This is a genomic window from uncultured Gimesia sp. (assembly GCF_937919775.1).
Classification (GTDB): domain Bacteria; phylum Planctomycetota; class Planctomycetia; order Planctomycetales; family Planctomycetaceae; genus Gimesia.
The window spans coordinates 1-12,946 of sequence record NZ_CALFPF010000053.1 but is presented as its reverse complement, the minus strand read 5'-3'; the positions used below and the strand labels follow the sequence as shown (position 1 = coordinate 12,946).

At 53.3% G+C, this 12,946-nt stretch carries 9 protein-coding genes; 5 read left to right on the top strand and 4 right to left on the bottom strand.

Annotated elements, in window-relative coordinates:
• The 4 genes from Q0294_RS01480 to Q0294_RS01465 form a co-directional block, all read left to right on the top strand.
• Nucleotides 1-928 (top strand): c-type cytochrome (locus tag Q0294_RS01480; protein ID WP_299460091.1); only part of this gene is annotated, 928 nt, incomplete at its 5' end.
• Nucleotides 929-1,427: 499 nt separating this feature from the next.
• Complete coding sequence (locus Q0294_RS01475; RefSeq protein WP_299460088.1) at nucleotides 1,428-3,353, top strand: DUF1592 domain-containing protein; 1,926 nt, start codon at nucleotides 1,428-1,430, stop codon at nucleotides 3,351-3,353.
• Nucleotides 3,354-3,448: 95 nt separating this feature from the next.
• Nucleotides 3,449-4,843 (top strand): DUF1552 domain-containing protein, encoded by a 1,395-nt coding sequence (locus Q0294_RS01470; RefSeq protein ID WP_299460085.1) that lies wholly within the window; start codon nucleotides 3,449-3,451, stop codon nucleotides 4,841-4,843.
• Between the two features lie 428 nt (nucleotides 4,844-5,271).
• Nucleotides 5,272-7,275, top strand: coding sequence for a CehA/McbA family metallohydrolase (locus tag Q0294_RS01465; protein WP_299460082.1), 2,004 nt, complete (start codon nucleotides 5,272-5,274; stop codon nucleotides 7,273-7,275).
• A 12-nt stretch (nucleotides 7,276-7,287) separates the two neighbouring features.
• Here Q0294_RS01465 and Q0294_RS01460 read toward each other — a convergent pair whose 3' ends face one another.
• Genes Q0294_RS01460 through Q0294_RS01445 form a run of 4 tightly spaced genes read right to left on the bottom strand, consistent with a single transcriptional unit; the run spans nucleotide 7,288 to nucleotide 12,101 of the window.
• A complete protein-coding gene (locus tag Q0294_RS01460; protein ID WP_299460078.1) occupies nucleotides 7,288-8,919 on the bottom strand; it encodes a hypothetical protein in 1,632 nt (543 codons plus the stop codon).
• 29 nt (nucleotides 8,920-8,948) lie between these two features.
• Nucleotides 8,949-10,484 carry a hypothetical protein gene (locus Q0294_RS01455; protein WP_299460076.1) on the bottom strand — a complete coding sequence of 512 codons (1,536 nt, stop codon included), beginning with the start codon at nucleotides 10,482-10,484 and terminating at the stop codon, nucleotides 8,949-8,951.
• Nucleotides 10,485-10,518: 34 nt separating this feature from the next.
• A complete protein-coding gene (locus Q0294_RS01450) occupies nucleotides 10,519-11,367 on the bottom strand; it encodes an alpha/beta fold hydrolase (RefSeq protein WP_299460074.1) in 849 nt (282 codons plus the stop codon).
• Nucleotides 11,368-11,405: 38 nt separating this feature from the next.
• The gene (locus tag Q0294_RS01445) at nucleotides 11,406-12,101 is read right to left on the bottom strand and encodes an FCD domain-containing protein (RefSeq protein ID WP_299460072.1); all 696 of its coding nucleotides are present in this window, start codon (nucleotides 12,099-12,101) and stop codon (nucleotides 11,406-11,408) included.
• A 112-nt stretch (nucleotides 12,102-12,213) separates the two neighbouring features.
• On the opposite strand from Q0294_RS01445, the gene Q0294_RS01440 reads away from it, so the two are divergent.
• Nucleotides 12,214-12,942, top strand: a complete 729-nt coding sequence (locus tag Q0294_RS01440) for an RraA family protein (RefSeq protein ID WP_299460070.1) — start codon at nucleotides 12,214-12,216, stop codon at nucleotides 12,940-12,942.
• Nucleotides 12,943-12,946: the final 4 nt, after the last annotated feature.

Genomic DNA, 12,946 nt, shown 5'->3' with positions numbered 1-12,946 from the left:
TGATGCCACTGTGGCGAAACTGATCGAAAAATTTGATTCGCAGTTCCCTGCTCAATCCCCCGAGTTAAACTGGCTGTTATGCGAAACACTCGCGTGGCTGCAGTCACCCACGGTAGCAGAAAAAGCGATCGCGCTGATTCAGTCTGCACCGACTCAGGAAGAGCAGATGCAGTACGCACGCTCCATTCGCATGCTGCAGGCTGGCTGGACTCCTGAACTTCATACTGCCTACTTCGAATGGTTCCTGAAGGCAGCCAACTACAAAGGGGGTGCCAGCTTCGATAAATTCATCGAGTTCGTACGCACCGATGCCGTCGCTGCACTCAGCGATACAGAAAAGACCGAGCTGACAGAAATTCTCGCAAAGAAACCGGAAAAGAAATCCGCTCTCGAAAATCTAGGCGAAGTCTTCGCCGGACGTCCCACAACCAAATGGACGCTCGAAGAACTCTCCGCAGCCGCCAGCAAACAGATGCAGAAACGGGACTTCGTCAACGGACAGAAGATGTTTGCTGCCACGGGCTGTTATGCCTGCCATCGTTTTGGCAACCAAGGTGGTATGACCGGCCCCGACCTGACCTCGGCTGGTCGCAGGTACTCTCCCCACGATCTGCTGGATCAGGTGATCAACCCCAGCAAAGTTATCAATGAACAGTTCTCCGCGATCTCGGTTGTGACAGAAGACGGCAAGGTGCATACCGGCGTGGTCGTGAACCTGAGTGGTGATAACATGACCCTGAATACCGATCTGACCGACCCCAACAAGCGCGTCAACATTGACCGGAAGACGATTGACGAACTGGTGGTTTCCAAAATCTCCCCCATGCCCGCCGATCTGTTTGCTCGCATGACCAAAGATGAAATCCTCGACCTGATTGCCTATCTGATCAGCGCCGGCGATGCACAGCATCCCTTCTTCCAGGATTAATCCTGTCAAGAAGAGGTGTTAAACAATAGGCAGGCAGCTTACATAATCAAGTAAGCTGCCTGCTTTCTTTGAATTTCACTACCGACCACTCATCAATCCTGAGTGGAAGTCCAGCGAAGCGCGTGCTGCGAATGCCAGGCAAACAGACAAATCAGAAACGACACAGCACCTGTTATCGATGCAGGGATTCCGGAGAGGACTCTGTCGGATGGAACCAGAACTTATAGATAATGGCTCAGGAATAATAATAGCAGTGATATTTCTTCGCAAAACATAAAACCTCAGTGTGAAACTTTCACTCCCAAAAACAATCCACTTCGTAGAGTCTCCATCAGTAAAACCGTGCTGTTTATCAAGACATCAGACAAGAACAGATAGAGGGTACCCGAGAGCTGATGAACTCCCCGGCGGACGCTACGTTTTCTGGCCGTTGTTTACAATTTAACATGCGGAAACTACAATGGGTGGGTACAAAGATGGGTGTCGGAGGAGTTTTCGAATGACAATCACAGAGGCACGTTTTATCCGAAGTGCGATTGCCATACTGGTGCTGGGCGTCTTGTGGGTCAGCCCGCACACTGGCATGGCTGAGTCGGTAGAGGATAAAGCTCTGGCGGCACGGAAAGCGGATGCCCAGAAGTTCTTCAGCAAACAGGTTACTCCCTTCATCAAAAAATATTGCATCGACTGTCATCAGAACCGTCGACCGACGGAAGCCGGCCTCAGCTTTGACCCGGCTCTGCGGAGTCCCGGCCATGCCGCCTTCAGTGAGAAGTGGAAGAAGTCGGCGGCCCGCGTGAAAACGCATGATATGCCGCCGGAGGGGTTGGACCAGCCATCTGACAAAGAACGTCAGATGTTTGCAAAATGGCTGGCGCAGGTGAAATATCTCAGTCCCAAAGATCCGGGGCCGTTTGTCATTCGGCGGCTCACCAAAACGGAATATGGCAATACGCTGCACGATCTGTTGGGCGTCGATCCAATCATCGTCGCCAGTCTGCCCGACGAAGTCAGCGGCGAGGGATATCTCAATTCGCTCTCTCCGCTTCAGCTCGAACAGTATCTGACGATCTCCCAGCAGGTGCTGGATCAGGCTCTGGCGCCGGAAGGGGAACCACCTACCGAAATACAAAAGCAACTCTTTGGTGAACCGCCGACGTCCGAGAGTAACGCGTCTGCAACGGCACGAAAGACGGCCCAGTCACTGGCACGAAAAGCCTACCGCCGTCCGCCCTCTGATGCGGAAATTGCTGTTCTGCTGCAGGTGTTTGACCTGGGGAGACAGAACGGTCTCAGCTACCAGGCGTCCTGTCGGCTGATGCTCAAGGCGATCTTGGTTTCTCCCCAGTTCCTGTTTATTACGCCGGCCAAGATGATCCAGGCTGACAAAGGGATTGTGCCCCTTGATGATTACCAGCTTGCCTCGCGTCTGTCTTATCTGTTGTGGGCCACCATGCCCGACGCTGCGCTGATGGCGCTGGCGGATCAGGGGAAACTACACGAGCTACCGGTCCTGAAAGCTCAGGTCACGCGGATGCTGATGGACCCGCGATCGCGGGCTCTGTTTGATGGCTTTGGCGCACAGTGGCTCAAGCTGGGAAATCTGCAAGAGCGAACCTTTGATCCTGAGAAATTCCCGCAAATGACCGCCGCCATGCGGACGGCGATGTACGATGAAGCCCGGCTCTTTTTCGAAAGCATCGTGCGTGAGAACCGCAGCGTTTCGAATTTTATCGACAGCGACTACACCTTCCTCAATGGAAACCTGGCTACGATCTATGGCCTGGAAAAAACCGTCACCGGCCCCGAGATGCGAAAGGTCAAACTGACCAATGGCAATCGAGGCGGAATTCTGGGAATGCCGGGCGTGCTGGCGGCGACTTCGTTTCCCAACCGCACCAGCCCCGTCAATCGCGGCGTGTGGGTGCTGGAACAGGTACTCGGGGATCATGTCCCCCCTGCCCCGCCCGATGTGCCGTCACTGGAGAAACAGGATCAAAAACAGGTCGCCAAGCTGACTCTGCGCGAACGCACCGAACTGCACCGCTCCGAAGCGGTCTGTGCCAATTGTCACCGATTACTCGACCCGATAGGGTTCGGCCTGGAGAACTTCGACGCCATCGGACGCTGGCGCGATCAGGACGAAAACGGCCAGGCCATCGATGCCTCCGGCGAGCTTCCCGGGGGCCGGCATTTTTCCAACCCCCAAGAACTAAAAGCCATTATCGCCGACCACAACGCGAAGTTTTCTCGCAATCTGGTCGAGCGACTGTTAGCCTATGCATTATGCCGACGTCTGGAAGGATATGACGAAATTGTGATCGATGAGCTGATGCAGAAAATCGCGAAGGACGACTACCGCATGCAGACGCTCATCACTGCGGTCGTCACCTGTTATCCTTTTACGCATCGTCGCATCGAGTGACAGGTGGACCGAAACCCAGATGATGTGTACGACGAAATTGCAGGCCGTCGTACAGCAAACCCGTTTTCCTCTGCAACCTACCAGAAGGCCTTCCCATGAGCAAACACACATTCATCAATCGTCGCACCTGTCTGAAAGGCGTGGGAGCCGCACTAGCCTTACCTCTATTGGATGTCATGGGCTGGGCCGAAGCCAGCGAGAAAAAAGCGTTCCAGCCGCCGGTCCGACTGGGGTTCATGTATATGCCGCATGGCGTGATCATGGATCAATTCTGGCCCAAAGATGCGAAAAGTTTTCTGACCTCGCCACCCCCTGCCCTCGAATCGCTGCGTCCCGTGCTCGATCAGTGTCTGCTGATGAAAGGCATCGCCGCCGTATCCAACGGTCCCTTTCAAGGTGCGCCGCACGCGCTCGAACTTTCGACATGGCTCACGGCAGCGTTACCCGACCCGGACAAGCGGGACGAGATCAGTATCTCCATCTCCGCCGACCAGATTGCCGCGAATTCACTGGGTGCGTTTACCGCTCTGCCTTCCCTGGAGCTGGCCACGATGCCGCAAACGTGGAAGGAAAACCAGGCGGGGCTGAATGAGGCCTACTATTCACACTGCAGCTTCCGCTCGCCGACCCAGGCGGTCCCTGCCGAGACCAATCCCCGTAACGTGCTGAATCGCCTGTTCAACAAGCAGGAACAAGGTGGCGGGGGCGGACTTGCAGCGTCGGAGATGAGCAGTTTAGATCGGAGTATGCTGGACCTGGTGATCGGCGGCGCCCGCGATCTCAGGCGTACCCTGTCGCAGACCGACCAGCGCAAGCTGGATCAATACCTGGACAGTGTCCGCTCGGTAGAACGACGGATTGCTGCGATTGAAATGCGTCAGAAAGAAGCGGCCCTGGAGAAGGCGGGAGTCCGCCCCAGTCGAAGTCACAAGACCGCTTCCCCGCCTATCGAAATCAAGATTCCGGAAGGAGACAAACGGAGCGAATACATGCAGGTGATGTGCGACCTCAACGTGCTGGCGTTCCAGACAGACACGACCCGCGTCTGCACCTACATTGGCTCGACCCCGAACGGCGTCTCTTATCCGGAACTCGGATTTAATGACCAGCACCATTCCCAGACGCACCATAACGGCGAAGAGAAGAAGGTCAAAAAAGTCGCCGCGATCACGAAATTCAACATCGACCAGTTTGCCTACATGGTCAACAAGATGCACAGTCTGAAGGAAGGGGACGGCACCCTGCTCGACAACTGCATCATGATGTGGGGCTCGGGCCTCGAAGATGGCGACAGACACACCCGGGCCAACCTGCCCTTCATCCTCGCAGGACGGGGCGGCGGTTCGATCAACACAGGACGATTCTTACCCGATGTGAAAGGAAACCAGGGCGACTTGCTGACGACCTTGTTGACGTGCGCCGGGATACCACTGGACCGTCCCATTGGAATCGCAACGAAACAAATCACCGAGATCCCCGCTAAATCCTGAAATAGTTCACTTATAACGGCGGCGGCCGGGCCGTTTGTCACGACATTACCGACATTTTCGCGCTAGTTTTCGCGTCTGGGTATAGTCAAATCCTTATAGCATCGAAACGGGGGCCAAAAAAGATTTGACCATTTCGACACAGTCAGCAAAACTGAATGCACCTCTACAGCACGAAAACTTTATAACATCTCTGTACAGCAACAGACCAACCCAAACAAACGTGAATCAGGAATTTATCGCAAACAATTTCTGCGCGTTCATCAAGAATTCACAGGCTATTACTGCGAAGCGGATTTACCTGTCGAGTATAATTATTTCAGAATGTCTACTTACAGACCTTCTTTTCAACACTCTCCCGTGAATCCTGAAGAGCATCTGTTTATTCCTGCCATTTTTGAAAACGATCTAAAACCAAAGGAGTCCAGCAAATGGACCTGTATCATATCAGAACGTTGATTCTGTTCGCAGTCTGTGGAATCGGTAATCTCACATGCTCGCTGGAAGCCGCCGAGAAGTCGACTGTTATTGATCCTGAGTCACACGAAATCAAAGGAAATGTCACGTATGAAAAAACGTTTTCTGCCCAGATTAATCCGACTCAGTTCGCTCTGCTCTTCGAGCAGGATCTGCAAAAACAAAGTTCAGGCGGATATTGGAACGTTCACATCAATGACAAATTGCTCGATCGTCTTGAAGCACACACTCCCCAGATCGATGCCGATCAAAAACGCGACGGGTTTCACCGCATCGGTATCGCTGTGCCAGCTCATGTTCTCAAAAAGGGCGAGAACAAACTGACGGTCACCGGTCGAGGACAGCCAGCGGTCTTACGTAATTTCATATTGGAACCCCGCTCCCTGAAACAGGCACTCCAGCTGGAAGCCGTTACCGTGAAGGTGAGCACGCCAGAGGGGCAGCCCGTTCCAGCACGCATTACCGTTGTAAACGATGGGGGACAACTTGTAAAACTCTACAACGCGCGTCAGCCGACCAACGCAGTTCGCCCCGGAATACTCTATACACTGGGAACCGGTGCTTCATTTGAGTTGCCTCCAGGAAAGTATACGCTGTATGCAACGCGTGGCATGGAATGGGGCGTTGCCAGGCAGCCCATCGTTGTCGAGAACGATCAGCCACAGAATCACACCTTGGTCATTTCACGCGAAGTCGACACAACAGGCTTTATCGCCTGCGACAGCCATATTCATACCTTACCTGGCAGCGGTCACGGAAATGCCACCTACGCCGAACGCATGATTACAATCACGGGTGAGGGAATTGAAGTCGCGGTTGCCACCGACCACAATCACATTTCTGATTACACGAATTATCAAAAGGAATCGGGGACTCAAACTCATTTCCATTCGATTTCCGGCGATGAAGTTACAACTCACAACGGTCATTTTACTGCTTTCCCCTTTGATCCTGCGCAGGCAGTCCCCGGCGGTGTGCAGGGGCGTAATCCTCTGTTTCTAAAAAATGAAAACTGGGATGAGTTGATCGCCGACATGCGGAAGAAAGGAGCCGAAGTAATCATTCTGAATCATCCCTATTGGCCCAGCATTCCCAAGGGCCCCTTCGGACTATTTCATTTCAATCGCAGCACAGGTCAACGGAGTGAGGGACCGGAATTTAATTTCAACGGTTACGAAGTGGTACAGCCGGCAAATGAAACCCCTGATTTTTTTTACGCACTCGAAGACTGGATGTCACTGCTGAATCGCGGATTAAAACTCACCGCTGTCGGGGCCACTGATTCCCACACGGTCAACGACCCGGTCGGCCAGGCCCGTACCTATCTTAAGAGTCATACCGATGATATTTCTCAGATTGATCGCAAAGAGATCTATCGGGCATTCACGGAAGGCCGGGCAGCGGCGGCGGCAGGTATCTTTGCCAACCTGAAACTGAACGGACAATATAACATGGGAGACCTCGTTCCGGCGAAAGCACTCAAAAACAGCAGTAAAAACCAACGCTCAAAGGTGACTGCCACTTTACGAGTAGCAGCCCCTTCATGGGTTCGTCCTCGCGAAGCAATGATTTATGTGAATGGAAAGCAAGTCGCACAGAAAACGATCGATTCCACGCTGAATCGGCCCACAGATCAGACGCTTGAATTTTCGATTGAATTACCTCCCCATGATGCCTACATTGTGGCATTTGTCCTGGGTGATGGCATTACATTGCCAGGCTGGACCACCTACGGCAAGGCCACTCAGGCAATCACAAACCCGATTTTCATCGATGTGGATGGCGACTCTAAATATAGCGCCCCCCGTACTACGGCAAAAAGACTGATCGCGGAGCATGAAATCCAGGGTGAGAAGCTCACACCGGCCCTGCAGAAAATACTGCTGGAATCCGAAGCAGTAAAAGCAGACTCAGCCGTCCTGCTGCATGTCAAAGACCTGCTCAAACAGGGAGACTGAGCGCAGACGATTTCAGTTTCCCACATACAGGGCATAGACCTTCGTGGTATCTGTATCAGGAAACGTCACTCGTACCGCCAGTTTTTTCTGGTCGGGTAACTGACTGTTCTGCCGAGCAGGCCAGACAACCGGAGAACGTGTGCCTGCGTTAGTCACACGGGCTGCCTCCGCACCGGAGTAGCCTGGCAGGGGTCGATCGAATTCATCGAGCAGTTCGATGATCAGGGGAGCCGCTTCGCTGACGCTTTCCACATTCACGAATAATTTCAGCGTACCGCTGGTTTCAAAGGGAGCAGTCACAAAATGTGAGGCGTTGTCTTTGATCTTGCGGGAGAGATAACCAAATCCGTCCCGTCGCAGCGTTGCCAGTCCGATTTCCATATTCTTCAGTTTTCCGCCAGTATCCCAGTGGGAATACCACATCAGTGTCTTGTCCCCCCTGTTGACAAATGCGTGTCCCTGCAGCAAAGCGATGTCATCCCACTCCCCCTGTTTGCCTCGCGCAATAACCGGATGATCGGGCACCGGTTCCCGGAAATGAATACCATCGTTACTGACAACCAGGCCGAGGTCGATCGTGACACCTTTATTCCAGTGTTCGCCGTTTTCCGGTTTCTGCGGTGCATCCTGCCACATTCCGTAGAGGCCCACCAGCACATTACCACGATTCCAGATGCCCGCTCCCATGTGTGTCTGCTGCCCGAGAATCGGCGTCGCCGTCAATTGACCCGGCCGGGCAAACGACAACGCTTTCGCGCGTGACCAGTGATCAAAATCAGCAGACCGATACGCGAGCATCACACGCCCGACATCTGAACCGTCCATCCGCCAGCTCCAGGGCGAAATCAACTGACCGTTAGCGTAATAAAAGTTGCCGAACTGATACAGGCTGGAGACTTCAAACCGTTCTCCCCCCGCATTCATCGGGCGATCTCCCACTACATCCCATGTCAAGCCGTCAGCACTGGTCGCACAGACTAAGGCGCCCCAGCGCCGTTCGTCGGGACCGATTTTGCTCCGCCCGCCACGCACATCGGCAAACGGGGGATGTGCAATGTAGGCACATTTGTAGCGTCGTTTTGGATCGGGATCATTGGCATCATACAGCACGCTCAGAAAATCATTTACCTTGGCGAGGGCTGGAACTTCGGACTTGATTAGGCAGATATTGTTCTGTTTGTTGCCATTGAACTCCACCAGATTGAGTTTAGGTTTCGTCCAGTGAATCCCATCATCGCTTTCGGCGTAACACATGGGCCGCCACCAGCCGGGTGCCTGACCGCTTTTGATGGCCGTCTCGAACATCCCCAAATACCACATGCGGAATTTTCCGTCGATGTACATCACAGAGCCATACAGAATCGCATGCCCGTGATCGGGGGCTCCTTCCGGACCGCGACGCAGCACAGGATTTGCCGGATGCTTTTCCGCCGTCACCGGGGTAAACTGCAGATTATTCCGCCAGGGAATCGCGTGGTCATCAAACGAAAAGAACACCGCTTCCTCAACTTCCGGACCCCGCGCTACCGAGACGTGTCCCGGAGTTTGCGCCAATAAGATACCATTCATCAAAACAGACAGAAACAAGATAGACAGGCAGGAGTGGCGCGTTCTTCGTACGCAACAGAATTGTGAGGCAAGCATGGTTTCTCTTTCGTATTTATTCAGTTTCATCAGGGAAGGAGAGATTGTACCTGTTTGGAATGAAGCTCGTTTTCAGGAATTGCAGACTGTTTTAATATCGTCAGATCAGCGCCGAAACCGGTTTCAGCTGTCATTCGGGTCACCCATTTCGATTGCGGTTCCTGACCGGTCTGTTGCTGAAACTGCGCAAAGTTCTGCCGACTGAAAAATGTTTTGTCGAGCCTCAGACTCTGCAGCTCGTAGCAGTTCCGGTCCGCCGTCCATTTGACATCTTTCCAGATCAGCAATTCCGGATTCAACGGTTCCTGCGCTGCGGTGATCGACGCCAGATAATCATAAGCTGATTCAGCTTGCGGCAAATCAGGAGCACTGACGATCAGAGAGTCAAACAGACGGACTTCACCGCCGGTCGCCTGAAAATTGAGTCCCATCAGCGTCACATGGCTGGCATCGAGCAGGCAGTTGCGGGAAACACGGACTTCGTTGGGATTGCAAACGCGTCTGATAAAGACATTCTTCATGGTCAGCGAACAGGGACGTTCGGGATCATCGCGACCAGACATCAGCAGGGTGCGGACGGCCGATGAAAGCACGACCGAATTGGTTAAGGAATAGCGACCCGTGTCGAGAAAAAACAGGTCGAAACCCAGGCAATCGCGGATAAATACTCTGTTGTAGCTGGTCTGGCTGGCACCGGTATCACAGATCCCCGTGGAATTGCCAATCGATACAAAACCGTCTACGCGGTACTCCGCCGTCTCGTGAGCGCTGATCCCGTCGTCGCCGCACTCAATCGCTTTGATATTTTCAAATAGCACATCTTCACAATGACCGTGAATGTTGAAGCCATCGTTGTAGGGATGAGTACAGGTCAGATTGCGAATCACTAAATGCGCGTTATGGTGCATGCCCGAACCGCCAAACTGGACGCCCGCGGAACGGACAGGGATGCGAAGATTCTGTTCGCTGAGTTGTGCTCCGGGTGCGAGTTTTAAATAAAATGCACCTGAGATCTGGGAATTCTTCTCAGACGGTTCATTCTGTTTCACAAACGTCCATTCGCCGGGCTGCAGGTCATCCGGTTTCTTGAATTCTTTACTCGGACCTTTGGAACTGCGGCCCATATGTACCATCTTGCCGTTCCAGAGAAAAAACCAGCGTTGCAGAATTGCATCACTCAATGCAGGCATCAGATTCTCGCAACGATAGAGGTCTGGCTTGACTGCTTCCCATTGAGTCGCATCAAGCGGGTCAGAGCCTTCCAGAGTCGCCCCATGCCCGTCGAGGGTGATTGGCTTCTCGGGAGTTCCCCGTTTGCCGTAAAAGCCCGCGTATTCATAATAGACTGTGGGCTGTAAATGAATGGTATCACCGGGCTCTGCGATGCGAATCGCCTGCCGAATGGTTTTGAGAGGCCCTTCTGTCGCTGCATCATTTCCCTTGTCCGGATCAACGTGAATGTCGCGGGCGACTGCGGATTGTGCAGACAAACAGACCAGCAGCACCAGACCAGCCAAGCCACAGACCCAGCCTTTAATTCTCAGATACACGCCAAATTGTCGCATAGGAAACATTCCCAGTATTCGTGAAATGACTCTTTTATTTTCTCGGTGGCGAAGCAGGCGTTCCCACCTGCTTCAGAAACCAGTCTGCCGCCACATCGGTTGAGCCTTGGGGAACCGTGTGTCCTTTCGGTTCTGCGATGACATGCAGGTCCACCTGACTCTGCTCCCCTTTGGCCAGCCCTGCTCTGGTAATGCTGCGGGCCAGTTCTATCGACTGATCCGTGCCCACGCGGGCGTCACGATCGCCGATGACAATCCAGACAGGACGGCCCGCCAGTTTGTCTGACCGTTGAATCATATTCAACGCCTGCACCATTTCATTAGTTGTACGTGATTTGAATTCATTTAAGACGGTCAGGTCTGTCACTGGTGCAAACGCGACGACCCCTTTCATTCTGGAATCATGAGCAGCATACTGTAGCGCCAGATAGCCGCCTCGTGATGTGCCACACACGCCGACATACTCGGCGTCAGTCTGACCCGTGGAGATGAGGTGATCGAGTACCTGACTGAGCCGCCGGTTGTTATCTGCGACAAAGTCATCTCCCTGTTCACAACGGAATGCCCAGCCGCTCAAGCCCGTCGGTTCCGGTGGTCGATGTTCGCTACCGTGACAGGGAATGTCCACAGAAACCAGTAGATAACCGGCTTTAGCCAGCTGGTTTCCACATTGTCGAAAATAGGGGCTGCCTAAGGTACTCTCCATTGTGCCAGCCAGGATGAACAGCGTCGGAACTGGCTTCCCGGGCAACGGACCCCATGTAGCGAAAACCGTTCCCGCTTTTGTTTTGTGAATTTCCACTCCAGGCTCTGCTGCCTGTAACGTCGACGGCACTACAACAAACGTGAAGATCAGCCACAGACCTTTCGAGTACCATTTCATAATCTCACTCCTTAATGAACTCTCGGCAGGTGAAACGTTCAAGTGGTCTTCTTTTGATTCAGCCAGTTTCGTGACTGCATCTGCATCATCGTACGTGCACGGTTCGTATCGCGGTCCTGGATCGCGGCGGCCAGTTCCTGGTGTTCCCAGATCAACCGTTCGCCTGTCGCTGCGTCAGACTGATATTCCTGATAAACGGAAGCAAAGAAATTAACCAAGACCCGTTGCATGCCGGCGATCAGCGTGGATGATGTCATCTGCAACAGGAGCGAGTGAAAGGCAATGTCCAGTTCTGGAATCCGTTCAGGCTGGTCACTGCGAATCGCCGTCTCCATCTCCTCCGCCAGCTCACAGAGCTGCTGGCATTGTTCATCGCTGCCGTTACGGATCGCCAGATCGACGGCTCCCATTTCGACCACATACCGCAACATTGATAACTCGGAGACATCCTGCTCGGAATCGAACAACGAAGGCAGGCCGAGTTGCAGTAACCGTAGCGGGTCGGGACGACGCACTATCAGGCCGATGCGTTTGCGACCTTCCAGCAGACCAATGGCGACCAGCCGACTGACAGCTTCCCGCGCCACTGTCCGGGAGACACTGTACTCTTCCGCCAGATCGGATTCGGTCATAAAAAACGCACCGTCCGCGAGACGTTCCGCTTGAATTCGCTCTCGAATTCGTTCAGCAAGCTCGTCAGACTGGGTAATCTGGTAATGGATTTCGGCTGACATATATACCATTTATCTTCGATAATTGACCATTTATTTAATTTACAACGAATCTAATTATGATTAAATAGTATCTATTCAGTTTTTCAATGTCAAATCATTTTTGAGAGCAAGTATGAATTCCCTTCCCGATCTGGCTGAATTAAGACGTTTTGATACCCCCACGATCTGCAATGCAATTGAACTGTTTGAGGTGCGTTCCCGGACCGCGGGATATATGAATCGGGAGATCGCCGCCTGTTTTCCGGAGCTGCCTCCAATGGTGGGATATGCTGTCACCACCACTTTTCGTTCGTCAGCGCCCGCGGAAAAAACTATCGATCCCGGCATCTCAGCCCGGCTGATCAGCTCGTTCTCAGAGCTGCCCGGCCCAGCTGTAGTGGTCTTCGAGGATCTGGATAATCCGCCGGCAGGCGCGACGTTCGGCGATGGGATGTGTCTGACCTATAAAACATTCGGCGCGGTCGGACTGATTACTTCAGGCGCCGCCCGCGATGTGGATAATGTGAGAGCTCTCAACTTCCCATGTTTCAGCAACGGCGTCATGAGTGGACACGGATACTGTCACTTCGAAGCGACCGGCGTTCCGGTACAAGTGGGAGGGCTCACAATCCATCCCGGTGATTTACTACACGGTGACTGTAATGGCGTCGTGACGATTCCGCCTGAGATCGCCGCCGCTGTTCCGTATGCCTGCGAGCAATATCTCAAACATGAAGCCATCGTGCTGGACCCACTGCGTGAAGGACTGGCTGATCTGCCCCGCCATGAACGGGCACTACAGGAAATGAAAGCACGCATCGACGAGCTGAAAGCCGAGTTACAGAACATGATCCAATCTTAATTTC